Here is a 24,002-nt window from a genome sequence, read left to right as displayed (position 1 = left end):
GACCTGTGCCGCGTCAAGGGCGCCCTCAGGGCGTCGCTGCGCGATCTGCGACCCTTGACCCAGCACAGGTTGTCCGCAGGCCGCTGGCTATCGGTTGGCGATGGACCTCCGTATGGTCGCCCCGCAGCTCGCCTCAGGAGTACAGCAGAGTAGTACAGCAGTACGGCCGCCAAAAGTGGCCCGCAGGGGCGGCTTGATGCCGTCCAGCCGTGCACAGGACCGCCCCTTGCCGCGGCTGCCCAGAGTCCGGGAGCAAGGGGCGACCTCCCATCGTTGGCACCGGATTCTGCTAACACTTTGCTAACCAGAGCACGGACGATGGCGCACAGAAGCAGGACCGGACGCCCGATTCTCGTGCTCAGATTGACCGCGCGGGACGTCTTCGCACACCCTTCCAACGACTGAAAATCGGAAGGTCGGCGGTTCGACCCCGCCCCTGGCCACCAGCAATGTTGCGGCCACGGCTGCGATCATCGTGGGATGGTCCTTGAGCATGCGCTGCTATCGGTGAAACCGGGGCAGGACGACGACTTCCTTGCCGCCTTCGAGCAGGCCAAGAGGATCATTTCGGAGATGCCAGGCTTCATCCGCCTCGGCCTGTCGAAGTGCGTGGAGCGGGACGGTGCGTACCTTCTGCTGGTCGAGTGGAGCCGACTGGAAGACCACACCGACGGCTTCCGCGGGTCGGCGCAGTACGAGCAGTGGCGCCGGCTGCTGCACCACTTCTACGAGCCGTTCCCCACCGTCGAGCACTACGAACAGGTCCTGAGCGCGTGAGGACGTGACGTGTCGGAGGGTTCCGTGCCCGATGGCGATGAGTTCGGGCGAGCGGGGCCGTCTACTTTCCCATGGGCACGCTCAGCTACACGATGAGTACCTCCCTCGACGGCTACGTCGAGGACCCGACCGGCAGCATCGCCTTCTCCGAGCCGGACGAGGAAGTGCACCGCTTCGCCAACCAGCAGGCCCGTGAGACGGCGGCCTTCCTCTTCGGCCGCGGCCTCTATGAGGTCATGGAGGAGTTCTGGACGGCGCCGGAGCGGGCCTACGGGCCGGAGGTGGAAGCAGAGTTCGCCCGGGCCTACGCCGTGACGCCGCGGATCGTGTTCTCCGACTCGCTGGAGTCGGTCGCACCCGGGTGCCGGCTGGTGCGCCGCGGGGACGCGGTCGACGAGGTCGTCCGGCTGAAGAGCGAGACCGATGGCGACCTGTCGGTCGGCGGCGCCGGTCTGGCCGCGTCGCTGTTGGACCTCATCGACGAGTTCCGCCTGCGGGTCGTTCCGGCCTTCCTCGGTGGTGGCAAACCCTACCTCCCGCTCGGTGCCGAACTGCGGCTGCAGCTGCTCGAGCAGCGTGCCTTCCGAGGCGGCACCGTCTACCTGCGTTACGGGAGAATCGGCTTTCATCGAGACCCTGTGAAGACCGTGGTGCCGTGACGTCCTGCACGCCGCAGTAGTGGGCCAGCGCGAGCTCGACCTCGATCACCGGGCTTAGGTCAAGGCGCCCGCACTCAGGTAGCCAGCAGGCGTAGCACCGAGCTACGGAATTGCGGTGGGCCATCCTTTGGCCAGTCGCATGGTCTGGTGGGACACGACGCGACTGAGGGCGGGGAGGCGGGTCAGCTTGTTCAGGGTGAGGGCCTCGTACTCTTCGTGGTCGGCGACGAGCACGCGAAGGAAGTAGTCGGGTTGACCGAACATGCGGCGCACCTCGACAACTTCGGGCAGCTCCGCCACGGCCGCTTCAAAGTCCTCGATCGTCGGTCCGTCGTTCACCGCGATGTCCACCGAGACGATCACCTCGAACCCTCGTCCGGTGGACTTGGGATCGATCGCCGCGTGGTAGCCACGAATCACTCCAGCACGCTCCAACCGCTGGACCCGCCGCAGGCACGGCGCGGGCGTCAACCGCACCCGCCGCGCGAGCTCGGTGTTGCTCAGCCGCCCGTCCTCGCTGAGTTCGGCAATGATTGCTCGATCAATCGAGTCCAAGGCATGATCGTTGCGCACAAGAGCACCTTAGCGGCAGCAATTGGCAATCGGGGACAGCGAGGGTCCACCTACCCTTGCTGCATGGCATCTGACACCACCCGGGCCACCCAGCAGCTGGAGCCCCATGTGAGCCCACTCGACCGACTCGCCACCCTGCCGAGGTTGGATCTGCGGGGCTTCACCTCGCCGGTGCAGCTGCTCGAGCGGTTCAGCGAGCACGTGGGCGCCGAAGTCTGGTGCAAGCGCGACGACATCGGTTCGATCGGACTGGCTGGCAACAAGGTCCGCAAGCTCGAGGTGGAACTTGCCCACGCCGTCGGTCAGGGCGCTGAGCACCTGGTCGTTGAAGGATCACGGCTGTCGAACGCGGCTCGCGCGGTTGCCGCGGCTGCGGCCGCCATCGGGCTGCGCTGCACGCTCGTGCTCTGCCATGACGAGCCTCGCACTCCGGTGAGCAACCTCATGCTCGACGGCCTCTTCGGGGCAGACCTGCGCTTCGTCGGCGACGTAAGCTGGGCTGAGCTCGCGGAGCGCGCTTCGGCCGTCGTGGAGGAGCTCCGCGCCTCGGGAGAGAACGTGTACCGACTGCCCATCGGGTGCGCGTCAGAGCGCAGCTGCCTGGGGTTCGCGATGGCCTTCGTTGAACTGCAGCAGCAGATGAGTGCGCACGGAAGACCCCTCGGCAGCATCGTGCACGCCAGTTCGTCCGGAGGCACTCACGCGGGCCTCACCCTGGGCAGGAAGCTCACGGGCGCGAGCACCGAGCTGCTTGGTGTGGTCGTGGCCAAGGACGTGTATGACGACGTGGCGGGGCAGTACCTCTCCTTCGCCCAGGGCGGGGCGAGGCTTCTCGAGGCACACCCTGAACTGCGCCGGGAAGACATCAACCTCACCGAGGACTACCTCGGCGAGGGGTATGGCCTTCCTGCCGACGGCACCATGGAGGCGGTTGACCTGCTTGCGCGCACGGAAGGGATCGTCGTCGATCCGGTCTACAGCGCGAAGGCGGTGGCGGCGGTCATCGACCGCGCCAAGAAGCAGGAGCTGGCCGAGCCGATCGTCTTCTGGCACACGGGCGGAATGCACGCGATGTTCGACCCCCACTTTGCGGAGCGAGCGTGGTCGGAGATTCCGCGGCTTGCCGCCATCCGACTATGACGCCTCCGGTCCTCTCGTTCGGCACGGCATAGGGCGGTACTCGATGGGTACCGGCCACGGCAACCGCCGGTGACCGAAGGAGCATCCTGTGACCACCCCCGCCCCCGACGCGCCGCTGCCCGGCGACCTCGACCGCCTGGTGGCCGACGACCACGCGGTCGTCGAGCGACAGTTCCAGCACCTCGAGGCCGGCCGCGGCGACCGGCGCACTCTGGCCGACCAGGTGAGCTACGAGCTGGCGCTGCATGCGTACGGCGAGGAGACGGTCATGTACCCGGGCTTCGTCGAGGTCGGAATGGTCGAGGACTCCGAGGAGGCCCACGACGACCACGCCGACATGAAGAAGCACGTCACCACCCTCGACGGTGCCGATCCGGGGGACGAGAAGTTCGAGGACGCGCTGCTCGAGCTGATCCGCGACGTGCGCCACCACGCCCCCGAGGAGGAGCACGAGATGCTCCCGCCGTTTCGGCGGCACGTCGGCAGCGCACAGATGGGCCAGCTCGGCCACACCTTCACCGAGGCCAAGCGCAACGCCCCGACGCGGGCCCATCCGCACGCCCCGGACGAGGGCGTCAAGGAGCAGGGTGCCGGCGTGCTGGCCGCGCCCCTGGACAAGCTGCGCGACCTGGCCTCGGGGCGGTTGAGGCGCCTCGCCACGGACGCCTCCGGCCTGCTGGACGAGCAGGCGCAGGGCCTGCTGGACGCCTACGCCTCCCTGATGCCGCGCACGCCGGAGCTGCAGACGCCCGACGTGGCGCGGGCCGAACCGACACTGGCCGACGCCGTGCGCGCCCGGGCGAAGAAACTCGACCGGGCCACCGAGCCCGAGGAGGTCGCGCACGTCGAGACCAAGGCCGTGGAGTACCCCTCCGGTGTGGCGCTCTCGTTGCGGGTCTACCACCCGAGGGCCAGCGACGGCGCTGGGCTGCCGGTGCTGCTATGGGCACACGGCGGCGGCTTCGTCTTCGGCGACACACCCACCTATGACGCCTCCTGCCGCGGCCTCGCCAACGCCACCCAGGCGCTCGTCATCGCCCCCGAGTACCGGCTCGCCCCGGAGCACCCCTTCCCGGCCGCCTTCGACGACGTGCTCGCCGCCTACCGCTGGGCCTGCGCGAGCGCCGACGTTGTCGGCGGCGACCCCAGCCGGGTCGCCGTCGGGGGCGAGGGCGTGGGCGCCACCATGGCAGCCGCCGCCAGCCTCACCCTGCTCGAGAACGACCAACGTATGCCGGCCACGCAGGTCCTGGTGCACCCCCTCACCACGACAGCGCAGTACGGCGAGTCGATGCAGGACTCGGCCGACGCGCGCCCGCTCAACCGGCCGCTGCTGTCCTGGTGCCTCACCCACGCCTTCCACGGCACGACCGACTCGCTGCGGGACCCGCGGATGAACCTGCTCGACCTGCCGGTGCCGCGGCTCGCCGCGATGCCGCCGACCGTGGTGGTCACGGTCGAGCGCGACCCGCTGCGCAGCCAGGGTCAGGCCTTCGCCGAGCGGCTCCGGGAGGCCGGGACGCTGGCCGCGCACCTGCACTACGCCGGCGTCCCGCACGACTTCCTCGGCGCCGCAACGGTTCTCGACAAGGCCCGGGACGCCCAGCGGCAGATCGGGGCCCACCTGAGGACCACCTTCGGCTGATCCGCAGGAGGGCGCCGGGCCGCGCGCCGGCAAAGATCTCCCCGCAAACGCCCACTCGCTGGCAGAGTGAGGGCGCACGCTTGTCGTGCCACGCGAGCGGAAGGAGTTCTGGTGCGCATCGTCGTCCCCGCCGAGACCCGCCCCGGCGAGCGCCGGGTCGCGCTCACGCCTGACGCCGTGGCGCCGTTGGTCGACAGCGGCCACACCGTCGTCGTCGAGTCCGGCGCCGGCACCTGGGCGCTCGCCAAGGACGCCGACTACGAGGCCGCCGGCGCCGAGGTCCAGGTCGGGGACGTGCTCACCGACGCCGAACTGGTCCTGCACGTCCGACCGCTGCTGCCGGAGCAGGTGCAGCGGTTGCGCGAGGGGACCGCGACGGCGGGGTTCGTGACCGGGGCCGGTGAGCTCCCCGGCATACGGGCATTGCGGGACGGGCGCATCAGTGCGCTGGCGATGGAGCTCATCCCCCGCATCTCGCGCGCGCAGTCGATGGACGCGCTGACGTCACAGGCGCTCGTGGCCGGCTACCGCTGCGCGCTGGAGGCAGCGACGCGACTGCCGCGCTTCTTCCCGCTGTTCATGACCGCGGCCGGCACGGTGCGGCCGGCGAAGGTGCTGGTGCTGGGCGCGGGCGTCGCCGGCCTGCAGGCGATCGCGACCGCCAAGCGGCTCGGTGCGGTCGTCGAGGCGTATGACGTGCGCCCGGCCTCCGCGGACGAGGTCAGGTCCATGGGCGCCGCCTTCCTGGACCTGGGGCTGGACGCCCAGGAGGGGTCGGGCGGCTACGCGCGGGAGATGGCCGCGGACCGGGCGCGCCGGCAACAGGAGGCGCTGGCGCCACACCTGGCGAAGGCGGACGTGGTCATCACCACCGCTGCCGTGCCGGGCCGTCCCGCACCGCTGCTCGTCACCGCCGACATGCTCGCCGGTATGCCGGCCGGTTCCGTGGTCGTCGACCTCGCCGCCGAGAGCGGCGGCAACGTCGAGGGGTCGGTCGCCGGACAGACCACGGCGGTCGGTGACGTACAGCTGGTGGGGATGGCGGACGCGCCCTCGACCCTGCCGGTCGACGCGTCCCGCCTCTACGCCAAGAACATCACGAGCCTGCTCGCGCTCGGGCTCTCGGAGGACGGCTTCCGGCTCGACCTGGAGGACGAGATCTTCGACGCGGCCTGCCTCGCGCACGACGGCGTCGTGCGGCACGCGCCGACGGCGAAGCTGCTGGAGGAGGAGCAATGAGTCACCCCACGAAGTTCTCCGCTGCCCTGCCACCCCACGAAGTTCTCCGCTTCGCTCCGATACTTCGCGGGGACCCCGGCCTCCGATACTTCGCGGGGACCCCGACATGACCGACATCGCCCTGCTGACCATCTTCGTGCTCGCGGTGTTCGTCGGGTTCGAGGTCATCTCGAAGGTCTCGACCACCCTGCACACGCCGTTGATGAGCGGTGCCAACGCGATTCACGGCGTCATCCTCGTCGGTGCCATCGTCGCCACCGGCGAGACGACCTCGACCGTGGGGCTCGCCCTCGGCGTCCTCGCCGTCGTCCTGGCGACCGTCAACATCGTCGGTGGCTTCGTGGTGACCGACCGGATGCTCGAGATGTTCAAGGGCCGGGCGCGGCCGGGAGCCGCACCCCGGTCCGAGGGCAGCGAGCCGGGAGGCGGCCGCTGATGGCACTGCTCCCCCTCAACGTCACGCTGCTCGGGTACCTCATCGCGGCCGTCTGCTTCATCATCGCGCTCAAGGGGCTGTCCGCCCCCGGCACCGCCCGCCGTGGCAACCTCATCGGCGCCGCCGGCGGAGTGCTCGCGGTCCTCGTCACGTTCCTGTCCTACGACCTGCACCACCTGGGCTGGATCCTCGGCGCCATGGTGGTCGGCGCCGCGCTCGGCGTGCCGGCCGCGCGACGCGTGGCGATGACCCAGATGCCCCAGCTGGTGGCGCTGTTCAACGGTGTCGGCGGGGCAGCCGCGGCGCTCGTCGCCGGGCTCGAGCTCAGTGGAACCGGGCTCAGCAACACGGCCTCCTCGGGCGCGGCGCTGGTCGCCGCGGGCGCGGGTGCGTTCACCATCCTCGTGGGCGCGATCTCGTTCTCCGGGTCCTGCCTGACCTTCGGCAAGCTGCAGGAGCTGATGGCCACCCGGCCGGTCACCTTCCCCGGCGGGCCGTACGTCTTCGGCGTCGGCCTGCTCGCAGGGGTGGCCCTCGCCGTCCTCGTCGTGGTCGACGCCTGGAGCGACTCGAGCATCCACCCGCTTCTGCTCATCGTCCTCGCCCTGGTCGCGCTGGCCGTCGGCGTGCTGTTCGTGCTGCCGGTGGGCGGTGCCGACGTGCCGATCGTCATATCGCTGCTCAACGCCTTCACCGGCCTGTGCGTGGCGGCCAGTGGCTACGTCCTCGGCAACGTGCTGCTGCTGATCGGCGGCACGCTCGTGGGCGCCAGCGGCACGATCCTCACCCGGCTGATGGCCGCCGCGATGGGCCGATCGCTCTCGGCGACCCTCTTCGGCGCGTTCCGGCAGAAGGCGGGCGGCCCGACCGGTCCCGGGGAGGAACGGCCGGTGCGCTCCGGCTCGCCGGAGGACGTCGCGATCCTGCTCGGCTATGCCCGCAAGGTCATCATGGTGCCCGGCTACGGCCTGGCCGTCGCCCAGGCCCAGCACACGATCCGCGAGCTGGCCGACCTGCTGGAGGCTCGCGGCATCGAGGTGCTCTACGCCATCCACCCGGTGGCCGGCCGGATGCCCGGGCACATGAACGTCCTGCTCGCCGAGGCCAACGTGCCCTACGAGGTGCTCAAGGAGATGGACGCGGTCAACCCCGAGTTCTCCACCGCCGACGTGGCTCTCGTGGTGGGCGCCAACGACGTGGTGAACCCGGCCGCCAAGACCACCCCCGGCGTGCCGATCTACGGCATGCCGATCCTGCACGTCGACGCCGCCCAGCAGGTCGTCTTCCTCAAGCGCTCGATGCGGCCCGGCTTCGCCGGCATCGAGAACGAGCTGCTGTACGACCCCAAGACGATGTTGCTCTTCGGCGACGCCAAGGAGTCGCTCACCAAGGTCGTCGCGGGGGTCAAGGGCCTCTGAGCCGCCGGACAGCGGACTCGCAACGCGTGTCCGGTCGTGAGGGAAACGGACGGCTACCCTCGCGGCGTGACCGAGCTCGACCCGGACCAGGCGCTGCAGCGGGCGCGGGAGCTCGCCTGCGGCGAGGGCCGCAAGATCCTGGGGATCACCGGTCCCCCCGGCGCCGGCAAGTCGACCCTGGCCGAGGCCGTGGTCGCCGCCGTCCCCGGCGCCGTGCTCGTGGGCATGGACGGCTTCCACCTCGCCCACTCGGCCCTGACCGAGCTCGGCCTGGTGGACGTCAAGGGCGCGCCGCGGACCTTCGACGCCGCGGGCTACGTCGCGCTGCTGCGCCGGCTCCGCGACCAGCCGGGGCAGCTGGTCTGGGCGCCGGAGTTCCGGCGGGAGATCGAGGACGCGATCGCCGGCGCCGTCCCGGTGCCGCCCACCACCCCGCTGGTCGTCACCGAGGGCAACTACCTGCTCCTGCCCGAGCCGCCGTGGTGCGCGGTGCGTGGCCTGCTCGACGAGGTCTGGTACGTCGAGCTCGACGACACGGTGCGCCTCGAACGCCTCGCCGCCCGGCACCGCAGCTACGGCCGCTCCGCGACCGAGGCGTGGGCGCGCACCACCGGCAGCGACGAGGCCAACGCCGCCCTCGTGCGCGCCACCCGCGCCCGGGCCGACGTGATCGTCACGGGGACCCCTCCTACGCTGGCCGGGTGAGCCCCTCCTCCCCGTCCTCCCCCGCTGCGTGTGCCTCGCTGGGTGCGCGGGCCCGTTCCGCCCTCCTCGCCCTGGCCGTGCTCGCCGTCCTCGGCGGTATGACGGCCCTCCAGACCGCGACCGCCCCGCCGGCCTCGGCCCACGACGTGCTCATCAGGACGGTGCCGGCCGGCGGCGCGAGCATCGGGCAGCTGCCCGGCGAGGTGCAGCTGATCTTCGAGGAGCCGCCCCTCAAGCTCGGCACCCAGGTGATCGTGTCGGGTCCGAACGGTCCGGCCCAGCAAGGCAAGCCGGTCATCGACGGCAGCACTGTCCGCCAGCAGCTGGCGCCCGGCGCGCCGGCGGGGAAGTACACCGTCGACTACCGCGTCACCTCCGACGACGGACACGTCGTCTCCGGCAGCTTCTCCTTCACCGCGCAGAAGGGGGCCGCCGGCGCCGACGCCAAGCCGTCCGGCGCGACCGCCACTCCGCTCGCTCCCGGTGCCTCGACCTCGGCCAGCGCGCCGGCCGGCCGCTCCGCCGCCTCTCCGCAGCCGTCCTCCTCCGCCCCGGCTGCGGCCAGCAACGACTCCGGCAAGGGCATGAGCTGGCCGGTGCCGCCGTCGATCCTCGCGTGGGGGATCGTGCTCATCGTGCTGATCCTGGCCGGCATCAGCTACCTCGTGAAGCGACTCAAGGGGCACGGCGGGGACGACGACCTGCACGGGTGAGCTCACGGCATACGCTGAGGTCACGGCGCGTGACCCGCGCCACAGCGGTGGTCTCGCGGCTCCTGCGAGGTCGCTGCTCGTTTGAGGACACGAGGACAAAGGAGTCACCACCGTGACCGTCTGGAACTCACTGTCGAAGGCCTCGGCGTTCGGCTCCGACCACGAGCAGGTCGCCTACTGCCACGACCGCACGACCGGCCTGCGCGCGATCATCGCCATCCACAGCACCGCCCTCGGGCCGGCGCTGGGCGGGACCCGGTTCTACCCGTACGAGTCCGAGGAGGACGCGCTCGCCGACGTGCTGCGGCTCTCGCGCGGCATGTCCTACAAGAACGCGCTGGCCGGACTCGACCTCGGCGGCGGCAAGGCGGTGATCATCGGGGACCCCCGCACGGACAAGTCCGAGGCGCTGCTGCGTGCCTACGGCCGGTTCGTGGAGAGTCTGGGCGGGCGCTACATCACGGCCTGTGACGTGGGCACCTACGTGGCCGACATGGACGTGGTGGGGCGGGAGACGCGGTTCGCGACCGGGCGCAGCGAGGTCAACGGGGGCTGCGGTGACTCCTCGGTGCTCACGGCCTACGGGGTCTACCAGGGGATGCGGGCCTGCGCCCAGCACCTGTGGGGCGAGCGGTCGCTGAAGGGGCGCACCGTCGGCGTCGCCGGCGTCGGCAAGGTGGGCCGGATCCTCACCGGGCACCTCGTGGACGACGGCGCCGAGGTGGTCGTCACCGACGTCAACCCGGCCGCGGTGGAGACGTTGAGCGCGCAGTACCCGCAGATCGAGGTCGTCGACGACGCCGAGACGCTGGTGAAGTCCGACCTCGACGTCTACGCGCCCTGCGCGATGGGCGGAGCCCTGGACGAGGCGACGGTGGAGGCGCTGAACGCGTCGGTCGTCTGCGGCGCGGCGAACAACCAGCTCGTCGTCGAGGGCGCCGAGGGGACGGCGGCGCAGCTGCTCGCCCGCGGCATCACCTATGCACCCGACTTCCTGGTCAACTCCGGTGGCGTCATCCAGGTCTCCGACGAGCTGCACGGCTTCCACTTCGAGCGGGCCAAGCAGCGGGTGACCGGCATCTTCGATGCGACGCTGGCGGTGCTGGAGCGGGCCGCCGAGCAGGGCCTGTCGCCGGCCGTCGCCGCCGACCACCTCGCCGAGGAACGGATGGCCACGGTCGGGAATCCGGCCCGTATCTGGCTCCCGGAGGGGCACCGGCACGCGCACACCTGAGATTTCGCTGAGAGCGTCGCTCCGACCGGGGTGCCGAGGAGGCCGATCGCCGCAGATTCCTGTAGCGTGGGGTCCACGAATACACGAGATTCCCGGGGCTGCTCCGCGGGCTGAGGGAGCCATTGGTTCTCCCAGCGGGCGATGCTGTCCCGGCAGACCGCATGAGGGGGTCACGCCATGGGGCGCGGCCGAGCGAAGGCCAAGCAGACGAAGGTCGCCCGGGAGTTGAAGTACTTCTCTCCCGACACCGACCTGAGCGCACTCGAGCGCGAGCTGCACGGAGCATCGACGTCACGTGAGGACCCGGCGGAGCACGCCGACTCCTCGCCGGAGGACGACTACGACGACTACGGGAAGTGGGCCTCGGGCGAGCGCTGAGCCGTTCACCCCCCATCCGGACATCGATCCTGTCTTGGTGGGTTGGCGCCTGCCCGGATGTTCCTGACGCGTGCCCGTTGTCCCGGATGGTCGCGTCTGATCGATCGCGGTGCCGTCAGTTGTCGTGCAGGCCGGTCGAGGTGTCCGCTGCTCGTGCTGGTGCCCGTCGATCGTCGTGCCGAATCATTGTGACGTTCTGGTCGCTGGAGCGACCAGAACGTCACAATATGATCGGTGCGGATGAGGGGTCCCGGAGCGGGGGCCCCGCGGCGGAGCATCGGCGCGACGAGCGGCTAGCGGGGGTGGCGGCCGACCACCTTCACGGCACCGCCGTCGACCCCCTTCGCGCCGCGCACCACCTCGCCGGAGGAGTCGGCGGCCGAACCGCCCGGCGTGCCGGTGGCGGCCGGCCCGTCGAGGTCGCGGACGTGGCCGAGCACCCACGCGGCCAGGCCCCGGCCGCGCAGCACGTCCATCGCGTGGTCGGCCTGCGCCTCCGGCAGCACGACCGCGAAGCCGACCCCCATGTTGAGGGTGCGCTCGAGGTCGCTGACCGGGACGTGGCCGAGGTCGCGGACGAGCCCGAAGACCGGCGCCGGCAACCACGAGCCACGGTCCACCGTCGCCAGGAGCCCCGGCGGCAGGACCCGCGCGAGGTTGGCCGCCAGTCCCCCGCCGGTGACGTGGCTCATCGCGTGCACGTCGATGCCGTCGGTGCGGATCAGCGCGAGCAGGTCCTTGGTGTAGACACGGGTCGGCTCGAGCAGCTCCTCACCCAGGGTGCGACCGAGCTCGGGCACGTGCCGGTCCAGCGTCCACCCGGCGTGGTCGACCACCCGCCGAACCAGCGAGTAGCCGTTGGAGTGCAGCCCGGAGGAACCGAGGGCGAGCACCACGTCCCCGGCGACGACGCGCTCGGGACCCAGCAGGTCGGCATACTCCACCACACCGGTGGCGGCGCCGGCGACGTCGTACTCGTCGGGGTCCAGCAGGCCGGGGTGCTCGGCGGTCTCCCCGCCCACCAGCGCGACGCCGGCGGCGTGGCAGGCGTCGGCGATGCCGGCGACGACCGAGGCGATCCGCTCGGGCACCACCGAGCCGGTGGCGATGTAGTCGGTCATGAACAGCGGCTCGGCGCCGCACACGACGATGTCGTCGACCACCATCCCGACCAGGTCGTAGCCGATCGTCTCGTGCACGTCCATGGCCTGGGCGATGGCGACCTTGGTGCCGACGCCGTCGGTGCTGGTGGCCAGCACCGGGCGGGTCATCCGGGCGATCGCCGAGGCGTCGAACAGGCCCGCGAAGCCACCGAGGCCGCCGAGGACCTCCGGGCGGGTCGCGGAGCGCACCGAGGCCTTCATCAGCTCGACGGCCCGATCCCCGGCCTCGACGTCGACACCGGCGGAGGCGTAGGTGATCGGCTGCTCGGACTGCTGGGACGTCATACCGCTCTCTCGACTCGACTGGTCAGGGGTGTGGCGTGGGTGTCAGGGCCGCCGCAGGGCGTCGGCGGCACCGGCCCCGGCCGTGGTGGCAACACCCTCGACGTCGAGCGTGCCGACATCGGTGGGGTCGGCGCCGTCGGTCTGCACCGGCAGCTGCAGGTCGAGCAGGCCGGTGGACTCGCTGCCGGCACGCTCGGGCAGCCCGATCGGGTACTCCCCGGTGAAGCAGGCCGTGCACAGCCGGTCGCGGGGCTGCTCGGTGGCAGCGATCATGCCCTCGGTGCTGATGTAGCCCAGGCTGTCGGCGCCGATGCTGGAGCGCACCCCGTCGGTGTCGATCCCCGTGGCGATCAGCTCGGCCCGGGTGGCGAAGTCGATGCCGTAGAAGCAGGGCCAGCGCACCGGCGGGCTGGAGATCCGCACGTGCACCTCGGCGGCCCCCGCCTCCCGGAGCATTCGCACCAGCGCCCGCTGCGTGTTGCCGCGCACGATGGAGTCGTCCACGACCACCAGGCGCTTGCCCTTGATCACCTCGCGCAGCGGGTTGAGCTTGAGCCGGATGCCGAGCTGGCGGATGGTCTGCGAGGGCGCGATGAAGGTGCGCCCGACGTAGGAGTTCTTCACCAGGCCCTGGCCGTAGGGGAGCCCGGACTCCTGGGCGTAGCCGATCGCCGCGGGCGTGCCCGACTCCGGCACGGGCATCACCATGTCGGCCTCGACCGGGTGCTCCCGGGCGAGCTGTCGGCCCATCTCGACCCGGGCGTCGTTGACCGCGCGCCCGGCGAGGGTGGTGTCGGGCCGGGCCAGGTAGACGTACTCGAAGACGCAGCCCTTCGGCTTGGCCTCGGCGAAGCGCTGGCTGCGCAACCCGTCGGCGTCGATGGCGATCAGCTCACCCGGCTCCACCTCGCGGATCACGCTGGCACCGACGATGTCGAGCGCGGCGGTCTCGCTGGCGACCACCCAGCCGCGCTCGAGGCGACCGAGGACCAGGGGACGGATGCCCTGCGGGTCGCGCGCGGCATACAGGGTGTGCTCGTCCATGAACACGAAGCAGAACGCGCCGCGCACCTTGGGCAGCAGGTCCATGGCGGTCGCCTCGAGCGGCCGGTCCGGGTCGCTGGTCAGCAGCGCCGTCACCAGCGCCGTGTCGGTGGTGTTGCCGCGGCCGAGCTCGCCGGCGAGCTGGTCGGCGCTGTGGCCGTGCCGGTCCTCGAGCATCTCCCGCAGCTCGGCAGAGTTGATCAGGTTGCCGTTGTGCGCGAGTGCCACGGTGCTGCCGTGGGTGCCGCCGAGCGTGGGCTGGGCGTTCTCCCAGACGCTGGCGCCGGTCGTGGAGTAGCGGCAGTGGCCGACGGCGATGTGGCCCTTCAGCGTGCCGAGGGCGTTCTCGTCGAAGACCTGGGAGACCAGCCCCATGTCCTTGTAGACGAGCATCCGATGCCCGTCGGAGGCGGCGATGCCGGCCGACTCCTGGCCCCGGTGCTGCAGCGCGTAGAGGCCGAAGTAGGTGAGCTTGGCGACCTCCTCGCCGGGTGCCCATACGCCGAAGACCCCGCAGGCGTCCTGGGGGGCCTTCTCGCCGGGGAGCAGGTCATGGGAGAGCCGTCCGTCGCCGCGTGCCACGGGATCCAGTGTTCCACAGGGCGGGTGGGGGTCCGGACGCGTCAGTGTGCGACCTCGGCGCTGCCCCTCCCCTGACTGACGACCCGGTGTGTGGCGTTTCGCAGGGTCGTTCCGGCGTGACACGCCACACACGGGGTGGTCAGTCGGTTGGTCCGTCGGGCAGGGCCCGCCGGGGCAGGGGCGGAGGCGGTCAGTCGGTGTGCGTCGAGCGTTCCGCGAGCTGCTGCAGGCGCTCCCACTTCTTCACGGAACGGTGGTCCAGGGCGACCGCCAGGGCACCGGCGATGAGGGCACCGACGACGGCGCAGGCGACGCCGATGAAGAGCAGGGTCGAGCCGCTGCTGTAGTCGGGCGTCGGTGGGCCGAACACGGAGACGAGGGCCCCGATCACGAACCCGAGCACGGCCCCGGTGCCGATGAAGGCGGCGAAACTCGGGGCGCGACGGATCGGGTACTGCTGCGGACTCACCCCACCACGGTAAGCGATGACGCCGCGGGCTCCGAACCCTCGCGCCGCGGCGCAGCCGCACCGTGCTGACGAACGGGCGCTGCGCTGTCGGGCTGGGGCCCGGCCCAGCGCGTAGGGTGACACGCGAGGGCCCATCGGACCCGGTGGGCCGCTGACGTGGTGGTGACCGAGAGAGGGGTCCTGCGCATGTGGAAATGGATCGTGCTCGCCCTGTTCCTCATCCTGATTGCGATCATCGTGTGGTCGATGCTCCGCACCAAGGGTGGAGCGCAGCAGGTGACGCCTCCCGAGGACGAGCGTCGCGAGGTGGCGCCGTCCGGGACCGGTGAGGCGGCCCCCGGGGCCCCGGAGGAGCCACGCCCCCGGCAGCAGGCCGGTGGAGCCACCCGCGCGGACACGAGCACTCACCGCGGGGAGACGGGGCGCCGGGCCGACGAGCCCTACGACCAGACGGCCGACGAGGCGACGGCTGCTCCGGTCGAGGCCGTTGAAGAGGCACCGCCGGAGGAGCCGGTGATTCCGGCCGAGCCGGTGGCCGAGGCCCCGGTGGAGCCCGTTGAAGAGGCACCGACCCGCCACGACTCCTCGGCAGTGCCTTCGGCGACGGACTTGGCCGGCGAACGCGCGCCGGCGGAACCGGCACCGGCTGCCGAGCCGCAGGAGGCGGCGGTTCCGGAGGAGCCGGCGGTTCCGGAGGAGGCGGCGGTTCCGGAGGAGCCGGCGCAGGCGCAGGAGCCCATCGAGGCCCACGGCGCCACACCCGCGCAGGAGGTGTCCGCGGCGCAGGGCGACTTCGGCCAGCGTTACGCAGACGGCTCAACGGACGTGACCGGCGGCGGCACGAGCGGGTTCGCCGAGCCGGCCGGCCAAGAAGTCCAGGAACCGGGTCGGGGCACCGACACGGGCCAGACCCCGGCGACCGCGGCGCAGGACCTCGGCGACCGAACGGCTCCGTCGGTCGGCATGGGCCACGGAGAGCGCGGACACGGCGAGTGGGGTGCGCCCGACCCGCAGGCCCCTCCACAGGAGACCCCCGAGGCGCCGGCGGCGCACGCCGGCTCCGAGGGCATGGGCACGTCGTCCTCGGGTGGCTCGGGGACCTACCGACAGAGCGTGTCCGGCACGCAGAACCAGGCGGACCTCGGCCCGGCCGGATCGGGGCAGATCAACCTGCCGAGCACCACGCCGACCACGCCAGACGCCGGGACGACGGCGCCCGCCGAGGGCAGGGCCGTGCACGACCCGTACGGCAACGCTCCGGTGGAGGAGGCCCCGCCGCAGCAGGCGCGCTACGAGCAGCCGCCGCTGGTGGAGGAGCCACCGGTCGAGCAGGCCCCGGTCGAGCAGGCCCCGCCGCAGCAGGCGCGGTACCAGCAGCCGCCGCTGGTGGAGGAACCCCCGGTCGAGCAGGCGCCGGTCGAACAGATGCCGGTCGAACACGTGCCGGCAGACACGATGCCGCCGGAGGCGATCCCGACCGAGGAGACCGCTCTCCCGACGGCACCTGCCGAGACCGGCGCCATCGAACCGGGCCCGTACGGTGTCGGGTCCGCCGAACCGGACGAGGAGGGCGCCGGACCGGTCGGCTGGACGGTCAAGGGCAACGCCGGCTCCATGCTGTTCCACACCGAGGACTCACCGTCCTACGCCAACCGCGCCGACGTGTGGTTCCAGTCGGAGGACGCAGCGAAGGCGGCGGGGTTCAAGCACTGGGACCGCAAGCGACGCTGAGCTCACACCGACGACAGTTGCTGGTGATCGGCGAACCGGGAATCGCCCACCGCCAGCAACTGTCGCAGTCCGGTCGGCGTTCAGTCGCGAATCAGGGGAAGAGGGGCAGGCGGTCGGCCAGGTCGGCGCGTTGACCACTCGCGCGGACGGTGCCCCCCTGCTTCGCGTCGTCCCAGGTGCGGGCGCCGACCACGAGGTCGAGCCAGGTCCGGGCGTCGGTCTCGATGACGTTGGGCGGGGTGCCGCGGGTGTGCCGTGGCCCCGCGATGCACTGCACGGCGCCGAAGGGCGGCACCCGCACCTCGACGCTGCGCCCGGGTGACCGGGCGGCCAGCTCCTCGAGCGTGTACCGCACGGCCGTGGCCACGACGGTGCGCGGGGCGGCGTCCGGGGCGGCACGCCATACCTGCAGCGCGTCGTGGCCCTCGGTGGGGGGCACGCGACGGCGAGCGGGCACTCAGAGACCCTCGCGCTCGATCGGGCAGGACATGCAGCGGGGCCCGCCGCGGCCGCGGCCGAGCTCGTTGCCGGGGATGGTGATGACCTCGAGGCCGTGCGAGCGCAGGTAGGTGTTGGTGGTGACGTTGCGCTCGTAGGCGACGACGACGCCGGGCTCGAGGGCGAGGACGTTGCACCCGTCGTCCCACTGCTCCCGGGCGGCGGCATGCACGTCCTGGCTGGCAGTGAGCACGTTGATGCGGTCGAGCCCGAGGGCCGCGGCGATCGCGTCGTGCATCTGCTCCGGCGCGTGGTCGGTGACCTTGAGCTCCTTGTCGTTGTCGCCCGCCTCGATCGTGTAGGCGGGCAGCATGCCGAGCCCGGCGTACTTGGTGAAGGTGTCCTCGTTGACCATCGTCATGACCGTGTCGAGGTGCATCAGCGCCCGCGCCTTGGGCATGTTCAACGCGACGATCTTGCGAGAACGGTCGTCCGCCAACAGCTTTCGGGCCAAGCGCTCCACGCCTTGCGGAGTGGTGCGTTCGCTCATGCCGACGAGCACGACGCCCCGGCCGAGCACGAGGATGTCACCGCCCTCCGTGGTGGCGGGGCCACCGCCGAGCCCCTCGGACCAGAGCCGGAAGTCGCCGCCGGCGAACATGGGGTGCCAGCGGTAGATCGCCTCGTAGTGCACCGTCTCGCGGCGCCGGGCCTTCTTGTGCATGGAGTTCACGGCCACGCCGTCGTAGATCCACGCGGAGGTGTCGCGGGTGAACAGGTGGTTCGGCAGAGGCGCGAGGACCATCTCGTCGGCATCGAGGGCATGGATGACCACGGAGCGGGGTTCCTCGATCCGCTCCAGCAGTTCGCGCTTGGTGATGCCGCCGATGAGGAACTGGGTGAGCTCGTGCGGGTTCATCCCGTCGAACATGTTGCGCAGCGCGTCGATCGCCATCGGGCCGTAGAGCCGCTCGTCCAGGGACTCGTCGAGGACGTACTTCTTCGCCTCCGGGATCGCCACTGTCTGCTCGAGCAGCTGGTCGAGCATGTGCACCGTGATCCCGTGCCCCTCGAGGGCCGCGACGAACCGGTCGTGCTCCTGCTGGGCCTGGTCCACCCACAGCACGTCGTCATAGAGGTAGGCGTCCTTGTTCGCCGGCGTCAGGCGCTGCATCTCCAGGCCGGGCCGGTGCACGATGACCTGTCGGAGGCGACCGACCTCGGAGTCGACGTGGTACTTCATCGGCGGATGTCCCCTTCTGTTGCCGGACGTGTCCCGAATGCTGGACGGCGGGCTCCATCCTCGCACCACCGCACCCGCCCGCGGCAGCGGATAGCCTCGGGTCGCGATGAGTGAGCCGCCCCGGATCGAGCTGGTCCCCGACCGCGAGCGCGGTCGCGGCACGACCGTCGTCGTGAACGGCGCACCCCAGTCGCACGTGGACCTGAGCGACCCGGCATACCTGCTGTTCGAGTACGTCCAGCACCTGGCCGCCGTCATCGACACCCTGCCGAGTCCTCTCGCGGCTCCCCCGACGTCGCCGCTGGCCGGACCCCTCGCGGTCACCCACGTCGGCGGCGCCGGCCTGACCCTCCCCCGCTGGATCAACGCAGAGCGGCCGGGCTCCCCGCAGATCGTCCTCGAGCCGGACACCGAGCTGACCGAGGTGGTGCGCCGGGACCTGCCGCTGCCGCGGCGGCACCGGATCCGGGTGCGCCCGCAGGACGGTCGCACCGGGCTCGCCGCCCTGCGCGACGCGAGCGCCGACGTGGTCGTGGTCGACGCGTTCGCCGGCGGCCGGGTGCCGCCGGAGCTCACCACGGTCGAGATGTTCACGCAGGTGCGGCGGGTGCTCCGGCCGGACGGCGTGCTGCTGCTCAACGTCGCCGACGAGCCCGGGATGCGGTATGCCGTGCGCCTCCTGGCCGGCCTGCGGCAGGTTCTCGGTCACGTCGCCGTGGTGGCGACGCACGAGGTGTTGAAGGGGAAGCGGTTCGGCAACCTCGTGGCGATCGGCTCCGGTGGCCCGATCGACGTGGACGCGCTGCGCCGCCGGGTGACCCGCTCACCCTTCCCGACCGGGGTCCGCGACGAGCGGGAGCTGGCGGGGCGCCTCGACGCGGCGGTGCGGTTCACGGATGCCGACGCGAGCTGGTCGCCGGAGCCGCCGCCGATGAAGGGCTGGCGCCTGCGCTGAGCGCTGGTCGCCGCCGACCCCAACCGCCCGGGGCCCCCGCCCCCCAACCCCCAACCCGCGCCGCGGCCCCAACCCGCGACCGACGACGCCGTGTGTGGCGTTTCGGGCCTCGAGAGGAGGGCGAAACGCCACAGAGCAGGTCGTCAGTCGAGAAGGGCGGGTTCGCCGTCCGCCGGGGAGGGACGGGTGGCTACCGGCCCAGCCAGGCCAGGGCGGCGACGACGAGCGCCTGTGTCCCGGTGTCACAGGTCGGCTGGATGACCGGCGCGAAGTTCGGCGCGTGGTTGACGGGGATGTCCTGCGACACCCGGCCCGCGGCTTCGGCCTTGGCGTAGGCGTCGCGGTCGATGCAGCCGACGCCCCAGTAGCTGTAGGGCGTGCCGAGCGCTTCAGGGATGTCGCTGAAGTCCTCGCTCGCGGTCTGCTGCCCCATCGGCTCCGCGTGGTCGCCGAAGTAGCCGCCGAAAGCCTGCGCCACCCGCTCGGTGACCTCCTTGTCGTTCTCGGTGAGCGGGAAGCGGTCGAACAGCTCGAACTCCGGGTCCTGCGGACAGGCTGACGCCCGGCACTCGGCCGTGACGATGCGGCGCACCGCGTCGAGCACGGTCTTGCGCGTCCGGTCGCTGTAGGTGCGGACATTGAGCTGCAGCTCGGCGGTCTCCGGGATGACGTTGCTCTTGGTGCCGGCCTGGATGCTGCCGACCGTCACCACCGCCGTCTCGGTCGGCGTCACCTCCCGCGCGATCACCGTCTGCAGCCGCACGACGATCATCGCCGCGAGCACCACGGGGTCCACGGTCGCCTGCGGCATCGACCCGTGCCCGCCGCGGCCGTGCAGGGTGATCCGCATGCTGTCGGCCGCAGACAGCACCGCGCCGACGTGCGTGCCGACCTGCCCGGCCGGCGCCGGCAAGATGTGTTGGGCGAACGCCACGTCCGGGGTCGGGACCAGCTCGGCGAGGTTGTCGTCGACCATGCCGCGGGCGCCGTCACCGGTCTCCTCGGCGGGCTGGAACAGCGCCACCACGGTCCCGTTCCAGTGGCTGGCGCCGTCGGCGAGCAGCTGGGCGGCGCCGAGCAGGCAGGTGACGTGCATGTCGTGGCCGCAGGCGTGAGCCACCGGCACCTCGTTGCCGTCGCCGTCGGTGGCGGTCACGGTGCTGGCGTAGGGCAACCCGGTCGCCTCCTTGACCGGCAGCGCATCCATGTCGGCGCGCAGCATCACCGTCGGCCCGTCACCGTGCCGGAGCACGCCCACCACGCCCGTGCCCCCGACACCGCGGTGCACCTCGTAGCCGGCCTTGTCCAGCCTGTCCGCCACCTTCTCGGCGGTGCGCTGCTCCTGGTGGGACAGCTCGGGGTGCGCGTGCAGGTCTCGGTAGAGGTCCTCCTGCCACCCGCGCACCTCGTCCAGTCCGGACAACACGGCTTCTTCGGCACCCACGACAGCTCCTCCTCCAGACGATCTGCCATCCGCGCGATCTGCGCTCCGCACGATCTGCGCTCCGCTGTCCAGTGAACCGCATCCCGCTGGGCGCGGCCTGTCCGCGCACCGAGGCCGGTGCGGCTGCCCGGGCGCGGGTCGGCATACCGTGTCGTGCATGCGTGCCACCACCATCCACGGGCCCCGGGACCTGCGCTTCGGGGACCAGCCGGACCCCCGCCTCATCGACCCGACCGACGCGATCGTGCGCGTGACCGCGGCGTGCGTGTGCGGCTCGGACCTCTGGTACTTCCGCGGCGTCAACGAGTTCGAGCCGTTCCGGATCGGGCACGAGTTCGTCGGCGTGGTCGAGGAGGTCGGCTCCGAGGTGCGCAGCGTGCGCCCCGGTGACTTCGTCATCGCACCGTTCACCTACTCGGACAACACCTGCCCGCACTGCCGGGCGGGGATCCAGACCGCGTGCGTCAACAAGGGCAACTACGGCCTGCCGGACGCGAACGGCCACCTGGTCGACGGGGGCCAGGGGGAGGCGGTGCGGGTGCCGTTCGCGGACGGCACCCTCGTCGCGACGCGAGAGCAACCGGACGACACGATGATCCCCTCGCTGCTGGCCTGCTCGGACGTGATGGGCACCGGGTGGCACGCGGCGGTGGCCGCGAACGTCCGCGAGGGCGACACGGTGGTCGTCGTCGGCGACGGAGCCGTGGGCCTCTGTGGCGTGCTGGCCGCGGCGCGACGGGGTGCCGACCGGGTCATCGCCATGTCGCGGCACGAACCACGGCAGCGCGTGGCGAAGGAGTTCGGCGCCACCGACCTCGTCGCGCAGCGCGGCGAGGAGGGCGTCGCCGCCGTCCTGGACCTCACCGACGGAGTGGGCGCCGACGCGGTGCTCGAGTGTGTCGGCACCGGGCAGTCGATGGACACCGCGATCGCGGCCGCCCGGCCCGGCGCGACCGTCGGTTTCGTCGGCGTGCCCCACGGCGTGGACCTGCCCATCGGGCAGATGTTCTCCCGCAACGTGGGGGTCGCGGGCGGCGTGGCGCCGGCCCGGCAGTACCTGCCCACCCTGCGCGACCAGGTGCTGGCCGGCGCGATCAACCCCGGACTGGTCTTCGACCTCGAGCTGCCGCTGGAGCAGGTCGCCGAGGCCTACGCAGCCATGGACGAGCGCCGGGCGATCAAGACCCTGCTTCGCCCGTGACCGGCACGCCGTCACGGGCCTGCGCGTCACGGGCCCGCGTGTCACCGGGCTGCGCGTTGAAGCTGCCGTAGCGGTCCATCCGCTGCCAGCGCAGCCGGACCCCGGCGAAGGCCGTCACGACCGACTGGATGACCACCAGGTAGATCAGCTGCCGGTAGACGAACTGCTGCAGGGGCATGCTCCACAGCGGCCTCAACCGCTCGTGGTCCAGCCGGAACGCCACGAAGCCCATGAACATCTGCACCGCCAGGAAGGCCAGCCAGACGAGGATGATCTTGCCCGGGTTGAGGAAGACCAGCCCGTAGAGCGCGAACACGTCGATGACCGGTGCGAACATCGGCAGGAGCACCTGGAACAGCAGCAGGTAGCCGATCCCGCGCCGCCCGAAGCGGCCGCTCGCGCCGCGGTCGGTCAGGCTGCCGCGGTGGCGCCACATCGCCTGCAGGGTGCCGTAGCACCAGCGGTAGCGCTGGCGCCAGAGCGCCCCGAGCGACGCCGGCGCCTCGGTCCAGGCCCAGGCGTACTCCTCGTAGACCACCTGCCACCCGTCGCGGGCGAGCGACATGGTGAGGTCCGTGTCCTCGGCGAGGGTGAGGTCGCCCACACCGCCGACCCGGTCGAGGGCAGCACGACGGAACGCCCCCACGGCACCCGGCACGGTCGGCATACAGCCGGCGAGGTCGAACAGGCGCCGGTCGAGGTTGAAGCCGACGACGTACTCGACGTGTTGCCACAGGCCGAGCAGCCCCTCGCGGTTGGCCACCTTGGCGTTGCCGGAGACCGCGCCGACCCCGGGGTCGCTGAAGGGCTGGACGATCATCCGGACCGTCTCCGGCTCCACGACGGTGTCGCCGTCGACCATGACCACGTAGTCGTACCGGGCGTGCGAGACGCCGGTGTTGAGCGCGGCCGCCTTGCCCCGGTTGGGCGTGCGGACCAGTACGAGCTCGGGCAGGTCGAGCGACTCCACGACCGCCGCGGTCCGGTCGCTGGACCCGTCGTCGACGACGATCACCTCCACCGGGTGGTCGGAGGCGAGCAGCGAGCGCACCGTCGCCTCGATCCCGGCTTCCTCGTTGTATGCCGGGACCACCACCGACACCGGGTCGGTCACCTCCGGGCCCCAGCCGCGTGCCCGCAGCCGGCGGTGTCGTCGCGCCGCGACGAAGAGGACCACGGCGCGCAGCAGGGTGAGCGCCGCGGCGGCATACAGCAGCACGGTGAGGATGCGGACGACGACGTCGCTGACCTTGATCGCGCCGATCAGACCGAGCCCGGTGAGCCGGTCACCCCACGAGGCCTGCCGCATCGGCTCGGCGGTGCCGACGGCATCGCTGACGGTGGTGAACCGCCACCCCTTGGCCTTCAGCTGGGGGATGAGCCGGTCGAGGGCGGCGACCGTCGGTCCACGGTGGGCGCCCCCGTCGTGCATCAGCACCACCTGTCCGTGGGTGCCGCGCGGCGCGCTGTTGCGCATGATCTGCCGGACGTCGTCGCCCTGCCAGTCCCGGCTGTCCCGCGTGGTGAGCACGGTGAGGTAGCCGTGGTGACCGGCTTCGCGGACGACGTTCCACGCCGCGTCGTCGAGGGCGTTGTTCTCCGAGGAGTACGGGGGCCGGAACAGGGACGTGCTCTCACCGGTCGCCCCGACGATCGCCAGCTGGCTCCAGCGCACCTCCATGCGGCGCTGCCAGGGCGGCACCGCCGCCAGGTCGGCGTGCGTGAAGGTGTGCACCCCGATCTCGTTGCCGTGCGCGACGATCTCGTGGGCGATCCGGGGGTGCTCCGCGACCTGGCTGCCGACGACGAAGAACGTCGCCCGGACGTGGTGGCGGTCGAGGACCTGCAGGATCTTGCGGGTCCAGCGCGGGTCCGGCCCGTCGTCGAAGGTCAGGGCGATCGTCTTGGGCTGCACCGTCGCGGTGCGCTCCCCCGTCGTGGCGGCGCCGTTGATGACGGGGCCGCCCTCGCTGACCTCGGCGGGGACCTGGCCGCTCGCGCCCGGCGGCGGGCCGCTGTAGTCGCTGTGGCCGTAGTGGTGGACGTAACCGGCGACGGCGAGGGAGAGCCCGAGCACGGTGAGCAGCACCGCCAGCACCACCCAGTGCGCCCGTGGACGGGTGGTCTGCCGGCGGCGATCCGCCCGTGCGGCGGTCGGTGTCCGGACGGTCAGCATCCGGTCAGCGGCTGCCCGGGTGGGACCGGCGCGGCTGGCCGGGCTGGCCGGGACCGTTGTGGCCGTGGGCCGCGCCCGTCGGTGCCCACGTCGGCACGCCCGACCACTGCAGCGCGTGGTCGGCCGCGGGGCCGGGCTGCCGGCCGGACACCAGCGAGGCCGTGGCATGCGCGTGCTCGGCCGGGAGGGACAGCTGCTTCACCGGCGGCCCGGTGAGCGCCGAGAGCCCGAGCGTGCCCGCGAAGGCGAGGGCCGGCACGGCGACGGCGAGTCCGAGGACGCCCATCCGTCGCCGCCGGCGACCCGTCTCGTCGACGAACACGGGAGCACGCTGCCGCGTCGAGCACGGGGCGG

23 protein-coding genes are annotated in these 24,002 nt (G+C 71.8%); 14 read left to right on the top strand and 9 right to left on the bottom strand.

The genetic code is table 11. The annotated features are described in order from the left end of the window. Nucleotides 1–480: 480 nt before the first annotated feature. Nucleotides 481–777, top strand: a complete 297-nt coding sequence (locus VFL99_RS03080; RefSeq protein WP_325104858.1) for an antibiotic biosynthesis monooxygenase family protein — start codon at nucleotides 481–483, stop codon at nucleotides 775–777. Nucleotides 778–848: 71 nt separating this feature from the next. Beyond that, on the top strand, nucleotides 849–1,436 hold the full coding sequence (locus tag VFL99_RS03075; protein WP_325104857.1) for a dihydrofolate reductase family protein: 588 nt from the start codon (nucleotides 849–851) through the stop codon (nucleotides 1,434–1,436). A 102-nt stretch (nucleotides 1,437–1,538) separates the two neighbouring features. Here VFL99_RS03075 and VFL99_RS03070 read toward each other — a convergent pair whose 3' ends face one another. Continuing rightward, nucleotides 1,539–2,009, bottom strand: a complete 471-nt coding sequence (locus VFL99_RS03070; protein ID WP_325104856.1) for an Lrp/AsnC family transcriptional regulator — start codon at nucleotides 2,007–2,009, stop codon at nucleotides 1,539–1,541. Between the two features lie 144 nt (nucleotides 2,010–2,153). Between VFL99_RS03070 and VFL99_RS03065 the strand changes: the two genes are divergently transcribed. The 9 genes from VFL99_RS03065 (at nucleotide 2,154) to VFL99_RS03025 (ending at nucleotide 10,917) form a co-directional block, all read left to right on the top strand. Beyond that, nucleotides 2,154–3,149, top strand: a complete 996-nt coding sequence (locus tag VFL99_RS03065) for a 1-aminocyclopropane-1-carboxylate deaminase/D-cysteine desulfhydrase (protein ID WP_325104855.1) — start codon at nucleotides 2,154–2,156, stop codon at nucleotides 3,147–3,149. A gap of 88 nt (nucleotides 3,150–3,237) precedes the next feature. Then, nucleotides 3,238–4,794, top strand: coding sequence for an alpha/beta hydrolase fold domain-containing protein (locus tag VFL99_RS03060; protein ID WP_325104854.1), 1,557 nt, complete (start codon nucleotides 3,238–3,240; stop codon nucleotides 4,792–4,794). Between the two features lie 111 nt (nucleotides 4,795–4,905). After that, nucleotides 4,906–6,033: an NAD(P) transhydrogenase subunit alpha gene (locus VFL99_RS03055; RefSeq protein ID WP_325104853.1), complete on the top strand. Its 1,128-nt coding sequence runs from the start codon at nucleotides 4,906–4,908 to the stop codon at nucleotides 6,031–6,033. A gap of 106 nt (nucleotides 6,034–6,139) precedes the next feature. After that, nucleotides 6,140–6,469 (top strand): NAD(P) transhydrogenase subunit alpha part 2, encoded by a 330-nt coding sequence (locus VFL99_RS03050; RefSeq protein WP_325104852.1) that lies wholly within the window; start codon nucleotides 6,140–6,142, stop codon nucleotides 6,467–6,469. Continuing rightward, the gene (locus VFL99_RS03045; RefSeq protein WP_325104851.1) at nucleotides 6,469–7,887 is read left to right on the top strand and encodes an NAD(P)(+) transhydrogenase (Re/Si-specific) subunit beta; all 1,419 of its coding nucleotides are present in this window, start codon (nucleotides 6,469–6,471) and stop codon (nucleotides 7,885–7,887) included. The genes VFL99_RS03050 and VFL99_RS03045 overlap by 1 nt, the downstream gene beginning before the upstream one ends. A gap of 66 nt (nucleotides 7,888–7,953) precedes the next feature. Beyond that, nucleotides 7,954–8,592: a nucleoside/nucleotide kinase family protein gene (locus VFL99_RS03040; protein WP_325104850.1), complete on the top strand. Its 639-nt coding sequence runs from the start codon at nucleotides 7,954–7,956 to the stop codon at nucleotides 8,590–8,592. Continuing rightward, a complete protein-coding gene (locus tag VFL99_RS03035) occupies nucleotides 8,589–9,305 on the top strand; it encodes a copper resistance CopC family protein (protein WP_325104849.1) in 717 nt (238 codons plus the stop codon). Before VFL99_RS03040 ends, VFL99_RS03035 begins: the two co-directional genes overlap by 4 nt. A gap of 112 nt (nucleotides 9,306–9,417) precedes the next feature. Beyond that, the gene (locus VFL99_RS03030; protein WP_325104848.1) at nucleotides 9,418–10,539 is read left to right on the top strand and encodes a Glu/Leu/Phe/Val dehydrogenase dimerization domain-containing protein; all 1,122 of its coding nucleotides are present in this window, start codon (nucleotides 9,418–9,420) and stop codon (nucleotides 10,537–10,539) included. A 177-nt stretch (nucleotides 10,540–10,716) separates the two neighbouring features. Continuing rightward, nucleotides 10,717–10,917: a DUF3073 domain-containing protein gene (locus VFL99_RS03025; protein WP_325104847.1), complete on the top strand. Its 201-nt coding sequence runs from the start codon at nucleotides 10,717–10,719 to the stop codon at nucleotides 10,915–10,917. A 293-nt stretch (nucleotides 10,918–11,210) separates the two neighbouring features. Here the strand turns inward: VFL99_RS03025 and purM are convergent, their stop codons facing one another. The 3 genes from purM to VFL99_RS03010 form a co-directional block, all read right to left on the bottom strand. Further along, on the bottom strand, nucleotides 11,211–12,365 hold the full coding sequence (gene purM, locus VFL99_RS03020) for a phosphoribosylformylglycinamidine cyclo-ligase (RefSeq protein ID WP_325104846.1): 1,155 nt from the start codon (nucleotides 12,363–12,365) through the stop codon (nucleotides 11,211–11,213). Nucleotides 12,366–12,407: 42 nt separating this feature from the next. Next, entirely contained in the window at nucleotides 12,408–13,991 is a 1,584-nt protein-coding gene (gene purF / locus VFL99_RS03015; protein ID WP_325104845.1) for an amidophosphoribosyltransferase, read from the bottom strand. A 190-nt stretch (nucleotides 13,992–14,181) separates the two neighbouring features. Continuing rightward, nucleotides 14,182–14,460 (bottom strand): hypothetical protein, encoded by a 279-nt coding sequence (locus VFL99_RS03010; RefSeq protein ID WP_325104844.1) that lies wholly within the window; start codon nucleotides 14,458–14,460, stop codon nucleotides 14,182–14,184. A gap of 186 nt (nucleotides 14,461–14,646) precedes the next feature. On the opposite strand from VFL99_RS03010, the gene VFL99_RS03005 reads away from it, so the two are divergent. Continuing rightward, nucleotides 14,647–16,191 (top strand): sunset domain-containing protein, encoded by a 1,545-nt coding sequence (locus VFL99_RS03005; protein ID WP_325104843.1) that lies wholly within the window; start codon nucleotides 14,647–14,649, stop codon nucleotides 16,189–16,191. Nucleotides 16,192–16,282: 91 nt separating this feature from the next. On the opposite strand, the gene VFL99_RS03000 is transcribed toward VFL99_RS03005, so the two are convergent. Together VFL99_RS03000 and VFL99_RS02995 are read right to left on the bottom strand one after the other, a co-directional pair. Next, nucleotides 16,283–16,648: a sterol carrier family protein gene (locus VFL99_RS03000; RefSeq protein ID WP_325104842.1), complete on the bottom strand. Its 366-nt coding sequence runs from the start codon at nucleotides 16,646–16,648 to the stop codon at nucleotides 16,283–16,285. Beyond that, nucleotides 16,649–17,872, bottom strand: a complete 1,224-nt coding sequence (locus VFL99_RS02995; protein WP_325104841.1) for an arginine deiminase — start codon at nucleotides 17,870–17,872, stop codon at nucleotides 16,649–16,651. 106 nt (nucleotides 17,873–17,978) lie between these two features. Here VFL99_RS02995 and VFL99_RS02990 point away from each other — a divergent pair, with 106 nt between their 5' ends. After that, nucleotides 17,979–18,827, top strand: coding sequence for a spermidine synthase (locus VFL99_RS02990; RefSeq protein ID WP_325104840.1), 849 nt, complete (start codon nucleotides 17,979–17,981; stop codon nucleotides 18,825–18,827). Between the two features lie 190 nt (nucleotides 18,828–19,017). Here VFL99_RS02990 and VFL99_RS02985 read toward each other — a convergent pair whose 3' ends face one another. Continuing rightward, nucleotides 19,018–20,271, bottom strand: a complete 1,254-nt coding sequence (locus tag VFL99_RS02985; RefSeq protein ID WP_325104839.1) for an amidohydrolase — start codon at nucleotides 20,269–20,271, stop codon at nucleotides 19,018–19,020. A gap of 157 nt (nucleotides 20,272–20,428) precedes the next feature. On the opposite strand from VFL99_RS02985, the gene VFL99_RS02980 reads away from it, so the two are divergent. Beyond that, nucleotides 20,429–21,472 (top strand): zinc-dependent alcohol dehydrogenase family protein, encoded by a 1,044-nt coding sequence (locus VFL99_RS02980; RefSeq protein WP_325104838.1) that lies wholly within the window; start codon nucleotides 20,429–20,431, stop codon nucleotides 21,470–21,472. Here VFL99_RS02980 and VFL99_RS02975 read toward each other — a convergent pair. Then, on the bottom strand, nucleotides 21,450–23,648 hold the full coding sequence (locus tag VFL99_RS02975) for a bifunctional polysaccharide deacetylase/glycosyltransferase family 2 protein (RefSeq protein WP_325104837.1): 2,199 nt from the start codon (nucleotides 23,646–23,648) through the stop codon (nucleotides 21,450–21,452). The two genes, VFL99_RS02980 and VFL99_RS02975, sit on opposite strands and share 23 nt — an antisense overlap. 4 nt (nucleotides 23,649–23,652) lie before the next feature. Next, nucleotides 23,653–23,970, bottom strand: coding sequence for a hypothetical protein (locus VFL99_RS02970; protein WP_325104836.1), 318 nt, complete (start codon nucleotides 23,968–23,970; stop codon nucleotides 23,653–23,655). Nucleotides 23,971–24,002 lie beyond the last annotated feature (32 nt).

The organism is Segeticoccus sp. (genome assembly GCF_035708005.1).
This window is presented reverse-complemented; position numbering and strand designations above follow the sequence as displayed.